A 20,511-nucleotide genomic window follows, 5' to 3' on the forward strand; every position below is an offset into this window, starting at 1 on the left:
TTACTGATTTACTTTTACTTTACTATTTTCTTTTAATTTTTTAAATCTATTTAGGCTTATTTTGACACTTTAAACCAATCAAAATCGGCATAGCTTCCCATTCTGACATTGGCTTCACTTATGGAAAAAATTCCCATTTTGGCACTGATCCATAAATCTTTTTGCGCTTTAAAACTTTCACCAATCGGTTGAAAGTTTTTACCGTCTTCGCTAAAACTAAACAAACAGTTTGCATCGGGTGACTTAACTTCCATTCTTAAAAAAACTTCATTTTTTTGAAGTTTTTTCTTTGCGATAACTTTCTCTTTGGCTCCTGCTATCGCATCAGTACAGACAACTTGTTTTACCCAAAAACTTCCTTCTTCAAAACTGATTCCTGCATAAGCGTACGATTGTCCCATCATTAATAATCCAGCTGTTTTTCCAGCTGTCTCCCATTCGATATTCAACTTTACTTTTGTAGTTGTAGTAAAATTTTCTGCCGGTAATTTTTGCAATAGTAAATTGGGAGCATCCCATAAATTGGGCAACTCTTTTTTACTCATACAAAAAAGTCTCAAATAATCAGTTCCCGGAATCTGGGCGCTCCACTTGATCGACGGATTCCCGTACCATTGCCATTGAATTCCATATTTACCATTATTAAAATCATCGTTTTCCTGTGGCGTTTGAATGGGATATTGTTTTCCAACATTTGGTTTTTTTTCTTTTAAAACTGGTTCGCCTATTCCATTACCGTCTAAATCTTTTCCTATTACAGGCCAATCCTTTTCCCAACTCAACGGTTCTAAAAACAAAACTCTTCCATACACCTCTTTATCCTGAAAATGAAAAAACCAGGAATCTCCATTAGGTGTCGTTATCCAAGCTCCTTGATGCGGACCATTAATTGCTGTACTTCCTTGTTCTAATACTACTTTTTCTTCATAAGGTCCATAAATATTTTTGGAACGCAATACCAATTGCCATCCTGTAGCTACGCCTCCTGCTGGAGCAAAAACATAATAGTAACCGTCTTTTTTATACAACTTTGGACCTTCCAGCGTATGATGTTTTTCATGTCCGTCAAAAACATGTTTCCCTTCATCAATCACTTTTGTTCCTTCACTATTCATTTGATTGATGGTCAATACGCTGTTAATTCCAGCGCGACTCCCCGCCCAAGCATGAATCAAATAAGTGTTTTCACCATCCCATAACGGACAAGGATCTATAATTCCTTTGCCTTCCATAACTAAAACTGGGGCTTCCCAAAGACCAGCAGGGTTTTTGGTTTTTACCATATATACCCCAAAATCTGGATCTCCCCAATAGATATAAAATTCATTTTTATGGTATCTGATTACTGGAGCCCAAACTCCTTTGCTATGCTGAGGAACATCAAAAACATATTCGGGTACTATTTTGTTAATCGCATAATTAATAATTGTCCAATTCACCAAATCCTTGGAATGTAAAATCGGTAAACCCGGAGCACAATTAAAACTGCTGACGGTCATATAATAATCATCTCCCACGCGAATCACATCGGGATCAGAATAATCAGCATGCAGAATCGGGTTGATAAAAGTTCCATCACCTTGATCCGATTTCCAAACCTCGGACACATAATATTCTGTTTTATTTTCTGGATAAATACCGGCACTATTTTTTTTATCAACAGAACTACATCCATTGATAATCAAAATACCCATACCCAGAAAAAGACTTTTTTTCTCATTATTAATCTGTTATTTGATTGTAACCAATAATGGATTTTGAATAATTTGTGCTTGTTTTTCCAACATTGCATCCCAATCCTGAACGGATTGTACCTGAGCACTTCCTGTCCAGGCAAAACCTACGTAATAAGTCAATGTGTTATTTTCAGGTGTTGTTGCCACCAAAATCTGACTTTGGTCAACTACTTTAGAACGATGATCCATTGCCATTTTTACTACACTCGGATTGATAACAATTCCTTCTCCGACGAAAGAATCATCAATAGGTTCCCAATGACGAAAAATTCCTTTTTGGGTATTAATACCCACGACTCCTTTTTCCTTATGAAGTGTAATTCCTAAAGTATAGTTTGGTATTTTACTTGTTGCAGAAATTTTATTTTCAAATTTTGAAAAATTAGAACCCAGATCAAGAGAGATTCTTTTGGTTTCTGTAACCTCATATTTACTCCAAGGAGCGTAATCCAATTCGAAAATAGTGCGCAAAGGACCTGTCGTAATTAATCGGTATTTAGTATAGTTTTTAGAAATGTATAAGCTGTCATTCTCCCAAATTCCTGTTCCTCCAGTACCTCTGCTGCTTCCCACATGATATGGATCATATCCTTCGCCATGTTCAATATGATAATACCCTGGCGTGGTAACATTTTTAGCATACCAAGAATCAATAATCGAATAATTTACTTTTTTCAACCAAAGATCGATACCACTTGAAAGTGTACCCCCTTCTTTCCCTTCTTCTACTAAACGTTGAGCTTCTGGACCATAAGTCCGAAAAGCGACTCTGTCATTTTCCCATGCAAAATCATCTATTCTTTCGGGTACAAAACGGGCATAAGTTGTATTAGAACTCTTAGGTGTTTTAAGTTTAGAATTTGTAAAAATGGTATAACTTACTTTTGATTTTGCAGGAACAGTTGCCTGAAACAACAACTCATCTGGAGTGCCGTCAAGATTAGTGTCTATTAATTGGGTTACCAATAGTTTCCCGCTTGCATCTTTCACCAATAGCGTACTAAAATCTTTAATTTCAGAAAGACTTTTATTGGCATTCAAACGAATACTTACTACTTCATTTCTCTCAAAATGAAGCTTATTTTCAACAACTATCCTTTTACTTAATTTATTTTCGCTGTCAAAACTCGAAAACAAAATCAGAATTCCTAAAAAACCCGCTATTTTGGTTAAACTAAATTTCATTTTCTATTTAATTTCTATTATTTAATAATTGTTATTTCTTTACTTCTGTAATCCAAATCGCTGCTCCACCAGATGCTTTTAGATCTAATTTTATTTTAGATCCTTTTTTAATCCCAACATCTTTTAAAGCTACCTGTGTTTTGGTTTTCACTTTTTCATCATCAGAATAGATTCTAGCTTTGTATTTTTTATTGGCATCCAAAAAGTCAAAATTCAATTCCAGAGTTCGGGCCTCAGTATTGGTAATACTTCCCACGAACCAATCCTTTCCTGATTTTCTTGCAGTGGTAATGTATTTTCCTATTTCTCCGTTTAGCACTTTGGTATCATCCCAAACCGTTGGCACTTTGTCAAAAAATTCTATTTCAGGTTCGCCCTGATAAGCCGAAGGCAGATCGTACCAATACATAAACTGAATTGGACTGTAATAAACCACGGATAATGCTAGTTGATGTGCATGCGTATTTTTAATAGCTTTAGAATAATAGGCGATTGTATAATCAGCTGGGCCTGCTAAAAATCTAGTAAAGGGCAAAATGGTATTATGATTGGCATCAGGCATTTCTTCATTTCCACGAATTCCTTCCTGGGTCATTAAATTAGGATAGGTACGACTGAAACCAGTAGGTCTATACTCATCATGTATATCTACCATTATTCCATATTCGGCACATTTTTTTACCGCTTCATGCAACCATATAGTCCAACGTTGATTTCCTACTTGCACAAAACCAAATTTTATCCCTTTGATTCCCCACTTTTTATATAATGGCAAAATCGTATCTAATTGCTGAATCAATGCGCGTTGATTAACATATACCCAAAGTCCAATCCCTTTAGAAGCTGCATAGGCAGCCAGTTCAGGAATATTAAGGTCTTTTGTTTCTGAAACAGTAGTAGCATCCGAACTCATTTTCATTTCAGATCCATACCAACTGGCATCAAGATGAATATATTGTAATCCTCTTTCAGCTGCAAAATCAACACATTTTTTAGCATCAGCCTGCGTTAGTTTTGCTACTCGAATCACTTTACCTGGTTTAATCCAAGACACGTCTTTTAATTTACTTTCAGCATTTAAATTCAAAATAATACTGTTATTAGCAATCAAGTCAGTTGCTTTTTCTGCAGCCATAATTACTCGCCAAGGAGTAGAATAAGCTGGAATTACATCAACACTGCTATAAATTGTAGCTTGAAGCGTATTCGATTTAGTCTTGTTCAAACTAAATTTCATTCGAGCGTAATCAGTCATCTGTGCTTCGGCAAGAGCCACAGTTAAACCATTATTAAGCTTCATTGTTAGCGGGCGTTCACTTTGACCTTCCCAATCTTTCAATGGTAACAAAGAAAAAGGTCCCTGAGCCCAAGGCTCATAATAGGCCAAAGTTCCTTCTGGCATTGTAAATTGAGTTTGTTCCCCTACTATATGAAGAAACAAACCGTTTGTTGGTTCCGGAAAATGATACCGTATTGCAATTCCTTCATTATAGGCACGAACTACTACATTCATATAATATCCTTTGCTCTTATCATATCCATCAGTAGCAATTTGTTTTAACTCTTGACCTTTGCTAAAAGACAAAGTCATTTCGTTATAATTATCGCGAATCAATTTGTTTTCGCCATATACCGGTTTCCAAGTTTGATCCACACTATTTATCTGAACGTCTTTAAATTTCAAATTCGCTCCCCAAACTTTACAAGTATCATTGGGCACAGCAAGAGCATATTCAAAAGTTTTATTTTCTATTAACACCCCTAATTCTGACTCCAGCACCACTGTTTTTCCTTTAAAATTCAAACGATAAGTCAAACTATTTGCCCCTGAAACATCCTGCTTTTGTTGTATAACAAACTCATAATTTTTATCAGGGGAAGACAGTTTTTTTTCAAACGTTTGATTTAAAGCTGCGTCTTGAGCAAACATCTCAGCACTAATAAAAACCAATAAAAAGACTATTAAAATTATTTTTTTAATGTAAAACATTCTTTGTTAAATTTAAAAAAGAAAACCACTGAGTGTAAATAACTTATATGATAGACCCCAATGGGTTTAAAAAAAGGACTACAAATAATTAACAACTATTTTTAGAATATAAACAAGGGGATAATTTGTTTAATCCCCTTGTTTTATAATTTACAGACTTTAAATTAATTTTTAACTAATTTTATATAGGATACCCAGAAGTAATTATTAACTGTCAGATTTCCTAAGAATCCAATAGAAACAACTTGAGGAGAAGTAATACTAAATGTTAAAGTTTTAGTTTCCGTAGCGCGAGGCTGACTCGTTCCAACAACTGCTGGATTTGGAAGAGCCACTGAGGCTATTGCTGTAGAAAGATTAGCTAAAACTGGAATACCATTTCCACCTGCAGCTACCACACAATAAACAGAAGAGTTAGTCTGAATCTCAGAGTAAACTTTAAATGTTATAGTATAACTCCCTACTGATAAAGGCATCGAAGTTTTTTGATAAACAATTCCATCAGTAATCGGAGTATTGCCATAAGTTTCCCAACAAATATTACCTACAACATTATCTGCCTTATCAGCAGTATATCCTCCGTAAGTACCTGATTTATTTTTTCCGGCAGCATTTGTAACCCATGGGGCAGCAAGAACACCCCATCTGCCGCTTACGTTTGAATTGGTAAAACCAGGTCCGCAATTACCTAAAAAATAAGGTGTAATATCTCCCGATGCATTAGGATTAACCATTGCAGGAGTCCCCGAAATCGTCAAACCTCCCATTGTAACTGTAACAAAACCAGTTTTGAAATTATCCGGAGCCACCACTGTAATCTTAGTGTCTGCAATAGTTACTATCGGAGCAACAGTACCATTAAAACTTACCACTGCTTTTGACGCATCGGTTCCAAAATTAATACCATTAATAGTTACGGTATCAACTCCAGATAGCGCAACGGTATTGATTGCATTACTTGAAACAACTGATGTAATTGCCGGTGCAGGCAAAACGGTATATTCTGCAAAAGAATCATTAAGATGTTTCCATACTTGTAAACTTACTTTTCCGCTAATTGCTCCAGCAGGCACCTGTACTACAATTTTAGTATCCTCACAGGAAACTACATTAGTAGCCAAAACACCTCCAAAATATACTTTTACAGCACCTTTTAAAGTCCCAAAATCAGTTCCTGTAATGGTGACATTGATTCCCGGATATCCAATAGCAGGACTTATTCCTGTGGCTATTTGTTCAGGGTACTCTTGAATTCTAAAATTTGGACCTTCTTCACAGGCCGTAAAAAAGGCAAAACAAATAACTATCATAAATCCTCTGATGAGGATACTATTATTTTTAAATATTTTCATAATTCTTGTTGTTTAAATTTTATCTATTATATGAAATAATTATAATATTATTTTTAATCTCTGGTATACAAAAGTGTTCCAAATCCTAATTGGTCATACCCGCCGCTATTAGGGCCATAATCGCCTCCACCACCTTCAGGTGCAACACTGTTTAATCCCATTTTTGTATATTTTGCAAGATTTTCGGAAACCTTTTTAATTTTCGTATAATGAAAATAAGGTCCACTCCACATAGGACGCACCGTTCCCTGACTAGCACTACTAACTTGGGTATGTATTTCTACCCCGCCACAAACACTCCAGGCATCTTTAAAATTCCTAGTGTACTCAGCAAACGGAACATTAAGCCTTGCGACATTATACTTTGCCGTATATTCACATGCTTTTAAGAAGCGGTTATTATCCAATCCATAAAAATCATCTCCCTGATTCCATGTTAACTCGCATATATGCCCCATCAATGCAATGCACAATGTTGCATGCCCCTGGTCCCGACCGCTTTCCTGAATCTGAGCCAGACCTTCGTTTTCTCCATCAAAAACATGGTTTATGGCTTTATACCAATTCCCATTGCCATCGCCTTTCTGTAAATAATTAATGGCATAATTATAAATAGATCTGTCATCTGTCAAAATACCTATTGCCAATACTGAAGTTAAGTTAGCCAAGTCCCAATTGGCCCAATAATGAGATTTACAAGTACCCCAATGAGTTTCTAAAAAGGCCTTATTCAAACTGTAGAAAACATCTTTCATCCATTTTTGGTATGCTGTAAAATCATTTGGGTTCCAGCCCTGATACCCTCTCAGCATTTCTCCGGCAATGGCAAATTGATAACCATATATCCCTGCCGCCAAAGCGGTATTGGAATCCCCGCTAATACGCTTACAGGTCAAAGCCCATGCATTCAGAATATTGACTGCAGTTTGGGCATAAACAGCATCTCCACTTATCTTCCACCTTAATGCTAATTGATAAGCAGCAGCCGCATCATTAAAAGCACGACTATAATTATCCGGATCTGGTTCCTCTGCAGAGCCTCCTCCTCTTACCAATTTCTCAACAGGACTAGGGGTATATGTAGATTGTGCATGCGAATTAGCTTTTAATTTATTCCATCCAGACATCCATGGCTCAGCTTGCACTGCTATTTTGGCTCTTATTCTTGCAAAATCTTCTTCGGTATGAAGCCCTCCCACATGTTTCATAGGAACAGAAGGATCCAAAGTCTTAATAGTAAGTACAGAAGCCGTTGGAGGAGCTGTATTATTATCATCTCCGTCCGAAGATTTTGAACACGCCATCGCCATACCTATCACACTTAAAATTAGCATCGGTATCACTAATCGGTAAAAATTAAACTGTTGTTCTTTCATAATTACTATTTTTTTATAAACAAACCTTACAGGCATAAAACCTGCAAGGTCTATCAAATTTCAGCTTGCTAGTATCCAGGGTTTTGAAGCAACTTATTATTCAGCTGCATTTGACTTTGAGGAATAGGGTACAAATAATGTTTTTTGGCCACTGAATGGTTTAATTTACTATCAATTACCACGCAACTCAATGCACCTTTTGGAGTTTCTACTGTCTCTTCACCAAACACATAAGTATTTGCTTTATAAGCAGCAGTAGGATTACCGGAAGCATCTTTAAAAGGTGTAGCGTAAGAAGCACTACCCACTACTCTACCCAAACGGGATGGATTTAATGATTCTTCTAAAATACCCCAACGCTTCAAATCATCAAAACGTTTACCTTCACGATATAGCTCAACAGCTCGTTCCCTTCTTATTTCTTGTTTCATATCCAAACCATTGGCAGAAGCCAACACATTGGTCAAATTAGCTACCTTTGCACGATCTCTTAATTTATTGATTGAAGCATTCAATTGCTCATCGGTAATGCTTCCGTTTAGTTCGTACAAAGCCTCTGCATATATTAAGTACACTTCTGCCAATCTAATAATAGGCCAGTTAGCCGATTCGGTATTATCCAATCTACGAGTACCAAAACCATACACGGCATACTTCGAGTTACCGTATCCACTTGATCCCAAGCTTCCAAAATCTAAAGTAACAGAGGTTGGTGCTGTTGTTGCACTATATAAATAGTTTAGCAAACGTAAATCTCTGTTCTTAAATTCATCGGCTGCAGCATGATATCCTTGAAATAATGGTGATGCCGTTGCCGGTAATCCATCCGTACAAACTGCCATATCAACAAATTTGCGGCTCGGATAGAGCTGCCAGGATGTCCAACTAATATTTTTTCTGGACTGTTTAAATGTATAGTCATAGACGCTGTATAAAATGAACTCCTTATTTGTAGATTTATCATATCCCCCAGGGTTAGATCCCGCATCTTCAAGATTGAACAAATACCAAGAGCTTAAATTAGTCATTTTGGAATCGGCATTCTTGTTCCAAAGTTCGTAGCCCCCATTATCCATGATTTCTTTACACAGTGCCACGGCATCTGCCAAGTAAATTTTTGTGTTGGCTGCATTATATCCTGTTGTTCCTGCACCAATTGCAGTACCATCTCCATCTGCATCCTTGCCTACATATTTTTCCCATGTGGCTTCGTATAGTTCGGCTTGTGCTTTTAAGGCCATAGCAGCCCCTTTACTTATCCTGCCTTTATCGGCACCTGCCAAATTCTGTTCTGTAGGAAGATTTGAAATAGCTTTATCTAAATCACTTAAAATTTGCGCAACCACTTCGTAACGGCTGTTTCGAGGCTTAAATAATTCAGGAGAATCAGTATCTAATACTGTTGTTACCAAAGGCACTCCTCCAAAAGTTTTTAGTAAGTTAAAATAGGCATAGGCACGGAAGAAATGGGCTTCACCCACATATTGGCCTATACTTCCTTCTCCTTTGTATTCATTTGCCTTAGCTAATAAAATATTACAGACACGGATACCGCCATAATCCCAATTGGTACTCCCTGTTGCAATAGTACCTTGTCCTAAAGCCGCACCAGTGCCGTTCGCATTGGCCGACAAATCTGAGCCATTATCCATATTTCCAAAATCCCATCCTTGTAACTGACCATAAAAACCGGTAGTATACGCTTTAAAATCACTTGGTTTTTTGAAATAGACTGCATCAGTAAATTGTCCAGGTGGATTTAAATCAATAAAATCGTCCTGACAGCCCGACAAGCCTAAAAAAAGACCTCCGAGAACTATATAATTCAATATTTTTTTCATTGTTTTTTTCATTTAAGTTATTAGAATCCAATATTTAATCCAAAAGACCAAGTACGTCCAAAAGGATACCCTGCATTATCACCATCCGTCGCATTTTCGCCTGACTCCGGATCAAATCCATCTTTAATACTTGATGCTTCCCATAGATCATTACCAGAGAAATACACTCTTACTTTAGTTAACTTCAAACGGCTTGTTAATCCTGCTGGAAGTGAATATCCTACTATCAATGTTTTTAGTCGGATATAACGGCTGTTCTGTAGCATAAAATCGTTATTACCATAGTTCCATCCTGCACGGGTTGGATTAACAGTTAAACGAGGATACATTGCATCAGGATTTTCTTCAGTCCAGGTTTTTCCCAAAAAGGTTGGATTCTGGTTAGTAAATAATGCTCTAAATGGATAAGCCATATATCCCGAACGCATAATATTTTGCTCTAGATGACCTTGAAAAAAAGTATTGAAATCAAACCCCTTCCAAGTTGCTCCCATGTTAATTCCATAAGTATAATGCGGTGTTCCATCTCCCATATAAACCAATGAACTATTCTTATTGCCATTTGCTGTAATATTCCCTGTTCCTGCAACATCAACTCTTCTCGTATCCCCAGGACGTAAAGCTACAGCTTGATTATTTTTTGGTAAACCTGCTAAAGCATCACTAGTTCCGTAAGCTTGATAATAGGCATCAACATCTGCTTGGTCTTTAAAATAACCATCGGTCTTGTATAAAAATATAGGTTTCCATGGAAGTCCATTTACAATTCCGTTTTGACCTGCACCATAGCTATCAGCGTTTTCTACCCCGCTTACCATAGTTTTTGCGTCACCCATGTTGAAGGATACGTTGTAGCTAAAATCCTTGATATTGTCTTTCCAGCCAATAACAAATTCCCATCCCTTGGTATTGAAATTTCCGCTATTGGTTTTAGGCGGTGCTCCTCCCAATACAGATGGATAGGTTACCCCAATCAACATCCCTATATTTTCTTTTTCATAAAGGTCGAAATTAGTAGTCAAACGATTCGTAAAAAAACCAAGGTCGATACCCACATTTTTTTGTGTTACTCGTTCCCAAGTACGCGTATAGCTAATCAAACCATTATTATATGATGCCGTTTGTTGTGAAGCAGGCTGCCCTAAAACCGCCGAACCAATGCCCATAAGAGAAAGATAGTCAAACGCTCCTAAGCCTTTTGCCTCGTTACCAGTACTTGAAATACTTCCTCTAAGCTTACCAAAATTAAGAATGTTGTCAATAGGGCTTAAAAATTCCTCTTTGGTAAATACCCAACCCAACTGAGCCGATCCAAAATTTTGAAACTTGTAGCCTTTTGCAAAACGCGAGTTACCATCCCTTCTTCCTGTCACTTCGGCAATGTATTTTTCATTGTAGTTATAATTTAATCGTGCCAGATACGAGTAGCGGCCGTTAATATCTTTATAACCTCCGTTTGTTTGCGTGGTAGTAGCTGCTACACTGATATCATAAATACCCAAATCTTCAAATCCCACACGTGATGCACTTATCCCTTGGGCAGTCCATTTTTCAGCATTTACACCACCCATAACTGAAACATTATGTTTCTCATTAAAGGTTTTATCGTAGCGCAATAATGCCTGATAATAATGATAAAATTTTGACTCTGCACTGGCTTGATAAACGTTGTTAACTCCATCGGTTTGATAAGCATTGCCTTTAGGATTCCCATACCAATCATATAATCTTACAGGAATCACATATCTTTCATCATTAAATCGCTCGTTTTGAATGGAAGCCAAGCCTTCTATAGATATTCCGTTCCATATTTTATAGGTTCCTTTCAAATCTACGCGACCAGTTAGTCGTTTTTTATCATACCTGCCCCCATCGGAAGTGGTTGCAGCCGAATTTTTAATAGCGCCACCATCAATCCCGTTAAAAGGAGCAAACCATTGTCCATACGGATTTTTTGCTGGGTAGAAAGGCATATCTGTTGAATAAAGTATGGCTCCTAACCCTTTAGATGGCTGACCTGCATTAGTATTGATAATACTGATGCTTGACTCCAATTTTAATCTTTCCGACAAATTGAAATCATAATTAAAACGGGCATTTAACTGTTTCTCTCCATCATAAGCCGTTGCCAAATTACCCTGATTATCTGCAAATGCCAAAGATAAACGGTAAGTCGATTTATCGTCTCCACCAGAAACACTCAAGTTATGCTGGTAGGAATAGCGGGTAGAAAACATTTCTTCAATACGGTTTGCATTGAATATAAAGAAATCTGTACCAAAAAGATCGTATTTCCCTTCAACTCCCTTCTGCATGTTTAACAGATTATCTTTATTACCCCAAATCCACCAGTTAGGCGTAGTCTCTTCCTTGTTGGCCTCTAACCACATCGTAGCATATTCCTGCATAGTAGGTGAATAACCAACCAGACCATTAGTAACAAAACGAAGATTGGTATTAAAGTTCACTTTAATTTTTCCTTTCCCCCTTTTTGTAGTTACTAAAACAACCCCATTAGATGCACGGGAACCATAAATAGCAGCGGAACCATCTTTTAAAACCGAGATACTTTCTATATCATCGGGATTCATATTTTGAAAAGATTGAGCATTTAATACCGGTACTCCATCCACAATAATCAATGGTTCAGACCCATTGACTGAAGAGGCACCACGGATAGCAAATGCCAACCCCTCATTTCCTGGTCGGGATGAGCTTCTGGTAACAACTAAACCAGGTGTTTGTCCTTGAAGTGCCAAACCTACGTTTGTAACCGCACGATCTTCAAATACCTTAGAACTTATAATTTCTACCGCTCCTGTTAATGTTGCTTTTTTCTGGGTTCCATACCCTACAACTACTACTTCATTTAATTTAGAAACATCTGGTACTAATTTCACATTGATTACTCTTTGCGACTCCACTTTAACTTCTTGGGCTCTAAAACCAATCTCGCTAAATACTAATATCGCATCGGGTGACGTAACATTTATAACATATCCTCCATCAAAATCAGTACTAACCGTACCTCCTTTAACACCTTTTATGGAAACGTTAACTCCAGGAATCCCCATATTATCATCGGCAGAAACTACTTTCCCCGTTATCGTAATATTTTGCTGCACACTTTCTAGCTTAGCAGCATTCAAACTTAGGTTAACAGAACTATCAGAATTCGTAGCGTACACTTCCCCTACCACACTACTTCCTAATAATAACACTAACAAAGTTGGTTTTGATAAAAATTTCAGCTTATGCTGAATGATTTTCGGTCTGTTCATAAAACAATTCATTTTGGTTAATAATTTTTCTTTTTTTGGTTATTTATTTTCATATTTTATTAAAACTATCCTCTTCTATTTATTGCAAACAGCCATGATTTTACAACAGCAGGAATAAGAATTCGCAACACTGTTAATGAATTATTGCGATTGATTAAAAAATAGTATTGGAGTAATTTGGCAATCAGCTACCTTTAACATACCGTTCTGTCAGCCATGACATTAAACACTACAATGAGTTCCTGACAAAAACACCAAACCCATTCCGAATTTGCTCTTTTCCATTTTTCAAAACCATATGAGCAGCCTGTTTGCCTAATTGATCAAAATCAGATGAAATAACAGTAATTCCGTCAAGCAAGACCTCTTTTAAAGAAGAATCGTTATAGGAAATAATACCAATATCTTCGCCTATTACAAAATCATTGCTTTTTATTTGCTTTATAAGATGTATTAGGTCATTTTCTTCAACATTAATATATACTGTCCGCTTTTCTAATTTTTCATTAACTGCATCTTCAACGATACTCCAATCATATTTAAACTCATTGCAAAATTTGAAAAATCCAGTTTTTATCCCTTGAGGCAAATGACTTTTTTCAGGAAATACTAGCTTAATAGCCTTATATTTTTTTAGTAACGGATTTAATTCTATTAGAGCAGAAATAATATCACTTTCAAAATCCTGATAAACACAGGCAACTTCACCGAGTTTGTCCATTTTTTTGTCAAGCATAATAAGCTTCTCTAATGGAATATCGCTTTTGATAAATTCAACAACATCTTGGTCTCTATCATCAAAATGTGTATTTAAAATATAATGTGTGTAGTCTTTCGACTTACTGTTTAGTATCAGTTTTTTAAACTGCGCATAATCATTTTGATATACATAAAAATCAATTATCGCAAACTCATTAAGAATACTTGTTAAAGCATCAAAAATTTTCTTTTGGCATGGACTTAACTTATTAAACAATAAAAAAACTTTTAATTTTAAATCATTACATGCCAACTTTAGATAGTATCCCTTGCCAGGTATAGATTCTATAACATTATTCTCTTTTAAAAAAGCATAAGCCCTCACAACCGTATCTCTTGAAACATTATGATCAAACGCCAATTCATTTACCGATGGCAATTTGTCGTTAAAACTCAAAGCCCCCATTCGAGTAGCACTCATAACAGAATCAACAATCTGCTTATGCTTGCGAACTCTTGAGTAATCACTAATTGATATTATATCTTTAATTTTTACAAAATTTTCCATTTGAATAACTTTTAAAATCATCTAAATAATTCAGGCTGCTTTAGAATTTGGTTTACAGCTGCCAATAATAACTATCGGCAGCTGTCATGCAACCAACACAAACTAACCAAATTTTGTTTCTTCTAATCCTAATCACATCCCCTGCTCTTTTTATGTAAAATAGATTCCTATTCTGTGTTTAGTCTTACTTTTTTACTGAATAGCAAAAATTTATTTAATCAGTATATTTTTTATCAAATTGATATGCTTTTACTAAAATTCATTTATTTATGATTTAACCTTTAAAAATTCTAGAGTAGAAAAAATAGAAGTAATATGAAATTAGTTTTGCCTACTATTACGTTTGGAAGAACTTGTTTGATTTGTCAATATTACTAACAATAGCTCTTTTAACTTATAAATTATCATCCATTATACATAAATTATAACCCATTATCCCAGTAAATTAAGAGAAAATACGGGTTTTTCTTATTTTGAAGATTGTATTAAAAAAAAGACTGAATAATTCACTTAATTATCATTTCAAATTAATTAAGCAAAAACTATATTTTCTATATTATTATTGATTCAGAAATAATTAGTTTTAAAAAAAACGAATTATTAAAAAAAATAGAGCTTTAGTGATTAAATAAAAAAAGATAATTTCGCATTAGGCTAGCGAAAGAGCAAATCTATTTTCTTTGTTTTTCAAAAATGAATTAGTTTAATTATTCATTCTTCTTGGGATAACTTTTGAGAAATTGGAGCTAAAAAAACAGCTGCCGAATTAGATCGAGTACAGGACAATTTTCCGTTTTTAAAAGTTATTCCCTAAATCTAATCAGAATAGCCTTATTTATATTTTTATCAGCGTAAATCTGCCGAATCTGCGTGAAAAATTGCAGGCAGATTTAAGTAGATTTTTTTAAAACTTCCCTAAGAAATGTAATTTGTCATACAAGTATCGAAATTTTGTCGTACACCCGTTCTTACCTTAAAGACTAATGTTAAAAAATCTATTATACCGTAAATTCTTTAATAGTTGAGGCATATAACAGTAAGTATACGCATTCATAACCATAAAAAATGGAGAGGTTATACCACTGCGGTATGTGAAATTATTTTTGTGGAATTAAAGTGTAATTACTCAACTCAAAATACTGAATTACAATAGATTTTTATTTTACACTAGGTAAAACTGGGATGCCAAAGCATTAAAAAAATAATCGATAAGCTACCTGCAGAAACCCCGCTATATGGTGATGTACCTAAACAGATTATGTGTTAAAAGATATTGCCCTAGATAGAAAATGCATCTTACTAAAGATTCAATGCAAGTCAAACGCTAAGAAAACAGACACATTGGAGCAAAAAAATGGAAAACTAAAAATGAGAAAAAGAACAGAAACAACAAGAAAATATTTCCAAGAACAATACATGCAGTTAATATTAAAAAAAAAACAGAAATAAGCCACTGGGGATAATCATTAAAAAAGTCAATCCGAAGTTTGATCCTTTTTACAAAGAATAAACCTCGGACTGACGAGAAAATTAAATCTATAACTGACGCCAAAAAAGTAATTAAATTGACCCGACAGCGGCTATTTTAAAAACTATTGCCAATTAGGATTTTGTATCAAAACACCATTTGAATTTGTAACAAATGTAGACGGAATTGGAAATTTACTGTTCTTAGCATAATTAAAATTGGATCTGCCTAAATTGTTCATAATATTGGTGGTATAGCCAGGAACAACTTTTTCATAGCGAACTAAATCAAACCAGCGGTTACCTTCAATAGCAAGTTCTACTCTTCGTTCTTTCCAAATAAGCTGACGCAATTTAACCTTGTCAGTTTCCGTAATTTGTGGCAGTACACCAGCCTGCAAGAATGTTTTATTGCCACGAGCTCTAAAACGCACCTGCTCCAGCGCATTAAGTGCATCTCCACTATTACCTAATTCATTGGCTGCTTCTGCATAAATAAGTAATAAATCAGCATAGCGCAGAAATGGAAGATTTAGTTGTTGCTTAAAAAAATCAGCATCAGGCCATTGTGTCGCCGGCCAAATAACTTTTTTATTTGCATATTGAAACCCGGAAGCCCAATTAATGGCACCTGTATAACCTTCAATTGTTTCTCCCTTGTTAAAAATAGAAGCGGCTTTACGTGGATCATTAACTTCAAAACTATTCACTAAATCATCAGATGGAGCAAAAAATGCACTTCCAAGACCCGATCCCGGTATTCCCTGAAATTCTACATAAGGATTTCTGGTGCGTCCGGCAATATTCTGATAGATATACTGTCCCGGCATCATACTCTCAACAGAATATTTTCCGTCGATAGCGAACAAATTTCTAAAGTTAGGGTCAAGACTGTATTCACCACTTTGTACTAACAGTTTTGCATACTTATAAGCATTGGTATAATCCTGTCTGTATAGATAAACTTTAGCCAATAATCCCAATGCTGTACCTTTTGTAACGCGTCCAAGGTTACTGGTTCCCCATACTTGTCTGGTAGGCAGATTCTCTACAGCATATTCAAGATCACTGATAATCAATTTGTAAACATCTTCCTGCGGGCTTTTAGGAATATTAAATTCATCCGCCGTTGGTACATGGTCACGTATCACCACATCTCCAAAAACATTTACCAGATCAAAATGCCAATATGCTCTAAAGTAACGCGCCTGCGCATTATATTGCAAAGCTTTACTGTCATCATACTTACTTGCCAGCTTTAAAACCTGATTACAGTCATTAAGATACTGATACCATCTTTCCCAAAGACGCTCTATATATATATTAGAAGGGTTATTGGTGAATGTATAGGCTGAGGTAAAGTTGACATCAGCTGTATTCATTTTTACATCATCAGAAGAAAATTCATGTGATGTGAAATACATGGTTCCTAATCTGAAGAAACGCCAGTTGACTGAAGAATATACCCTGTTAAGGGCGTCATTTATGCTTTCTTCATTAGAAAAATAAACATCAGTAGTCAGCTGAGCCTCAGGAGTAACATCTAGAAAATCATCACAGGAAACCAAAAGGCTTAATCCTGCAATGGTTAATATATATTTTAGCTTTTTCATGCTTAATGAGTTTTATTATTAATTAAAAATTAAGGTTCATACCAAATTGCATACTGCCTGAGATGGGAAAAGAATTATAATCAAGCCCATCGGCCAATTCCGGAGTAAAACCTTTGTACTTAGTAAAATATAACAGGTTGGATCCTGTAAAATAAAATCGTAATTTGCTTATCCCTATTTTTTCAGTAACTGAATCCGGCAGCGTATAACCAAGTGTTGCATTTCTCAATTTTACATAGTTCCCATTGAATACCATAATATCGATAGTTCTGTTCATGTTTACAGATCCTGCAGCCAGACGCGGCATAGCTGCTCCGGTATTATCAGGAGTCCATGAATCTAACCAGTCTGTATGCATGTTATTGTTAGGCGAAGTAAAATCGTTATAAGAGTTATTCATCACCTTTGCCCCAAAACTTCCGGTAAAATCTAAATTAAAATCAAAATTTTTATATTCTGCATTCAAAGCAATGCTTCCTGTGAATTTAGGGAACGGATTTCCAATATTAGTCTGGTCAACCGAAGTTATCTGACCATCACCATTAGTATCTACATAAATCAAATCTCCTAATTTTGCGGCTGTATGGTAAGCTGTGTTTCCTTTGCTTACTGCATAGGCATTCCAACTGTCAATATCGGCTTGTGTGCGATAAATTCCTTGAGTTTTGTAACCATAGAAATAATTAAAAGGCTGACCTTCCTGTATGCGGGTTTGTAAATTTGTAGAGAATGCTGTATTGGTGGTAGTAAGGCCATTCCAGTCAACAACTTCATTTTTAAAAGAACTTCCAGTGAAGCTTACTCCATATTTAAAATTATTTTTACTATCCTGCCATCCTAACATTACCTCATATCCTTTATTTTGTACTGAGCCTGCATTACTGTATGTTGGAGCTATACCTACAGAACCTCCCTGTATAGGCAATATCATCAGTAAATCTTCTGTTTTTCGGTTAAAATAATCAAATTCAAAAGTAAGTCTCTTATCCAGTGCGCTCATTTCGATACCCAAATCAGCCTGAACATTGTTCTCCCATTTTACATTAGGATTATAATCATTTACAATACCAGCAGCAGGGTTTACCTGATTATTGAAAATCGCATGAAATTCATCGCTCTGTGTTACTAAAGCATAAGCCACGTTATTAAAAATTTTATCATTACCAGTCATCCCCCAGCTTCCTCTTATTTTTAAATTATCAAGCCAGCTTAGCTGTTTTAGGAAACTTTCTTCACTGATTCTCCAGCCTAAAGCTGCAGAAGGGAAATAACCCCATCTGTTGTTTGTACCGAATTTTGAAGAACCATCGGCACGTATTGTTGCCGTAAACAGATAACGATCCTTTAATGCATAATTAGTTCTGAACCAAAACGATGCTCTTGATGATTTTGCAGGTAAAAACGCATTTACAGTCCTGTTATTTATGCTAGCCGAATATATAGAAACATAATCCAGATTATCCACAGCATATTTTTTGCCTGTCGCTCCCAAACCACGGAACTGGGTCTCTTCTGAACTCTGGCCTACAAGCAGGTTCAGACGATGGCTCTCATTAATTTTTTTATCATAGGTTAACGTATTGGTCCATAACCATGTATTATTAGTACTATAATTTTCAGTATAGCTGCTTGGATTATTGAATTGGAATGACGGGTTTATACTGTACTGCGGCAGAAACTGATCAAATCGCGTAAGCATCCAGTCTTCTCCAAGCGATGTCTTAAACTGAAGTCCATCTATAATGTCCCAGGCTCCCCACAAGTCCCCTACAAAACGAAGATTATTTGTATTGGCTTCCTTATTCAATTCTAATTCCGCAACAGGATTAATGAGATCATTGTTCTGCATCGGATTCCATCCTCCTTGATCGTTTTTAGGCATAATAAGCGGTGAACCTGAAAGAACAGAACGCACTGTTCTATAAGTCAATGCCTGACCTGTATTTGCACTGCTTACATTGAAATTATGCCCTATTTTTATCTTGCTGCTCAGTTTGTAGTCATTATTGATCCGCAAGGTCCAACGGTTATAATCAGTATTGTTCCAAACCCCTTCCTGTCCAAAATACCCTAAGCTTATATTGTAGCTTACATTTTCAGTACTTCCTGAAGCAGATACCTGATGATCGCTCATCAAGCCCGCCTTGCTGATTTCATCCATCCAGTTGGTTCCTTTTCCATACTGCGAAGGATTTTGGTAGGGCTGTGCCTGTCCGGCCGTGAGGGCAACCGTATTCATCAGCTCCGCATACTGACTTCCGTTGGCAACCTTGTAATTATTAAGGACAAATTGACTACCGACACTTCCTGAATAGGAAATAATAGTTTTCCCCAATTTTCCTTTTTTTGTTGTAACCAAGATTACCCCATTTGCACCCCTGGAACCGTAAATAGCTGTAGCCGAAGCATCTTTCAACACACTCATTGATTCAACATCTTTAGGATTTAACCAAGATACATCATTTGTCATCATACCGTCTACTACATAGAGCGGAGAAGAATCACTGTTGGTACCGATACCACGAATTCTAACTACAGGACTTGCACCCGGTGCTCCCGATGACACTACAGTTAAACCACTTTTGCCTTGTAACGCTTCCGCAGCATTACCACCTCTGATGCCGTTAATCTCTTTTGCCTTCACAGTCGTAACAGAACCAGTAAGATCTTTTTTCTTCTGAGAACCATATCCTACTACAATTACTTGTTCAAGGTTCGCGGCAATGGGTACCATGGTTATATCAATTACTGATCTAGCCCCTACTTTAATTTCCTGCTTAGCCAAACCAACAAAAGAAAACACCAATACGTCATCATCAGAACTAACTTCAATCTTATAATTACCGTCAAAATCTGTAACAACAGACTTCCTCGTTCCTTTCACAACAATAGTAACACCAGCAATCCCATTATTATTTTCAGAAGAAATCACCTTTCCTGTAACAATTTTTTCTTGTCCTGCAACCATTCTGACCTCTATACTAGGTTCAACAGTATTTTCTTTGGCCTGCAACAAGTTTGTAGACACCAGTGCCATGGATAACACAATTAGACCCCATTTTTTACTGAGTAAATTAGGAATCTGGTACTTTTTTCTCATTTTTTCAATCATATTTAAGGTTAATTAAGGGTTAATTAGTCATTTAAAGTTTAACTTAAACAATTAATTTTTTAAATAAATCATTTAGATTCTTGCAATTATGGGTTATTATTAAACTGACTTCTCCTTTTGGTATATAGCTATCGATAATCTATCAGAAACTGCTATGCAAAAAACTATAAACTAACCAAGATTTGTATTTTGAGTTCCAAACCCCACCTCTAAAAAAATTAAAATCCAGCACGTTTAAGCTTTTCTATAACTATGAATACCGATATCCATAAACTTATTGATAGTTCAATA

The 20,511-nt window shown here is 36.0% G+C and carries 10 protein-coding genes; all 10 read right to left on the reverse strand.

Annotated features, from left to right (window positions below):
* Positions 1-56 precede the first annotated feature (56 nt).
* On the reverse strand, positions 57-1,694 hold the full coding sequence (locus CLU83_RS07940) for a glycoside hydrolase 43 family protein (RefSeq protein WP_100431104.1): 1,638 nt from the start codon (positions 1,692-1,694) through the stop codon (positions 57-59).
* 36 nt (positions 1,695-1,730) lie between these two features.
* Entirely contained in the window at positions 1,731-2,921 is a 1,191-nt protein-coding gene (locus CLU83_RS07945) for a DUF4861 family protein (protein WP_100431105.1), read from the reverse strand.
* Positions 2,922-2,952: 31 nt separating this feature from the next.
* On the reverse strand, positions 2,953-4,911 hold the full coding sequence (locus CLU83_RS07950) for a glycoside hydrolase family 97 protein (RefSeq protein ID WP_100431106.1): 1,959 nt from the start codon (positions 4,909-4,911) through the stop codon (positions 2,953-2,955).
* Between the two features lie 164 nt (positions 4,912-5,075).
* Positions 5,076-6,263: a DUF5013 domain-containing protein gene (locus tag CLU83_RS07955; RefSeq protein WP_100431107.1), complete on the reverse strand. Its 1,188-nt coding sequence runs from the start codon at positions 6,261-6,263 to the stop codon at positions 5,076-5,078.
* A gap of 53 nt (positions 6,264-6,316) precedes the next feature.
* Positions 6,317-7,639, reverse strand: a complete 1,323-nt coding sequence (locus tag CLU83_RS07960; RefSeq protein WP_100433672.1) for an alginate lyase family protein — start codon at positions 7,637-7,639, stop codon at positions 6,317-6,319.
* A gap of 68 nt (positions 7,640-7,707) precedes the next feature.
* The gene (locus CLU83_RS07965) at positions 7,708-9,480 is read right to left on the reverse strand and encodes a RagB/SusD family nutrient uptake outer membrane protein (RefSeq protein ID WP_100433673.1); all 1,773 of its coding nucleotides are present in this window, start codon (positions 9,478-9,480) and stop codon (positions 7,708-7,710) included.
* A gap of 20 nt (positions 9,481-9,500) precedes the next feature.
* Positions 9,501-12,761, reverse strand: coding sequence for a SusC/RagA family TonB-linked outer membrane protein (locus CLU83_RS07970; RefSeq protein WP_100431108.1), 3,261 nt, complete (start codon positions 12,759-12,761; stop codon positions 9,501-9,503).
* Between the two features lie 229 nt (positions 12,762-12,990).
* Positions 12,991-14,028 carry a winged helix-turn-helix domain-containing protein gene (locus CLU83_RS07975; protein ID WP_232727016.1) on the reverse strand — a complete coding sequence of 346 codons (1,038 nt, stop codon included), beginning with the start codon at positions 14,026-14,028 and terminating at the stop codon, positions 12,991-12,993.
* Between the two features lie 1,592 nt (positions 14,029-15,620).
* A complete protein-coding gene (locus CLU83_RS07980) occupies positions 15,621-17,108 on the reverse strand; it encodes a RagB/SusD family nutrient uptake outer membrane protein (RefSeq protein WP_100431109.1) in 1,488 nt (495 codons plus the stop codon).
* A 22-nt stretch (positions 17,109-17,130) separates the two neighbouring features.
* Positions 17,131-20,208, reverse strand: coding sequence for a TonB-dependent receptor (locus tag CLU83_RS07985; protein WP_157802039.1), 3,078 nt, complete (start codon positions 20,206-20,208; stop codon positions 17,131-17,133).
* Between the last annotated feature and the right edge of the window lie 303 nt (positions 20,209-20,511).

This window comes from Flavobacterium sp. 1 (genome assembly GCF_002797935.1).
In the GTDB taxonomy this organism is placed as follows: domain Bacteria; phylum Bacteroidota; class Bacteroidia; order Flavobacteriales; family Flavobacteriaceae; genus Flavobacterium.

What these genes read in the sequence shown, in the direction of transcription:
- CLU83_RS07960 (WP_100433672.1), bottom strand. Translation starts at nt 7,639, where the DNA reads ATGAAAGAACAACAGTTTAATTTTTACCGATTAGTGATACCGATGCTA.
- CLU83_RS07940 (WP_100431104.1), bottom strand. Translation starts at nt 1,694, where the DNA reads ATGGGTATTTTGATTATCAATGGATGTAGTTCTGTTGATAAAAAAAAT.
- CLU83_RS07970 (WP_100431108.1), bottom strand. Translation starts at nt 12,761, where the DNA reads ATGAACAGACCGAAAATCATTCAGCATAAGCTGAAATTTTTATCAAAA.
- CLU83_RS07985 (WP_157802039.1), bottom strand. Translation starts at nt 20,208, where the DNA reads ATGAGAAAAAAGTACCAGATTCCTAATTTACTCAGTAAAAAATGGGGT.
- CLU83_RS07975 (WP_232727016.1), bottom strand. Translation starts at nt 14,028, where the DNA reads ATGGAAAATTTTGTAAAAATTAAAGATATAATATCAATTAGTGATTAC.
- CLU83_RS07950 (WP_100431106.1), bottom strand. Translation starts at nt 4,911, where the DNA reads ATGTTTTACATTAAAAAAATAATTTTAATAGTCTTTTTATTGGTTTTT.
- CLU83_RS07955 (WP_100431107.1), bottom strand. Translation starts at nt 6,263, where the DNA reads ATGAAAATATTTAAAAATAATAGTATCCTCATCAGAGGATTTATGATA.
- CLU83_RS07945 (WP_100431105.1), bottom strand. Translation starts at nt 2,921, where the DNA reads ATGAAATTTAGTTTAACCAAAATAGCGGGTTTTTTAGGAATTCTGATT.
- CLU83_RS07980 (WP_100431109.1), bottom strand. Translation starts at nt 17,108, where the DNA reads ATGAAAAAGCTAAAATATATATTAACCATTGCAGGATTAAGCCTTTTG.
- CLU83_RS07965 (WP_100433673.1), bottom strand. Translation starts at nt 9,480, where the DNA reads ATGAAAAAAATATTGAATTATATAGTTCTCGGAGGTCTTTTTTTAGGC.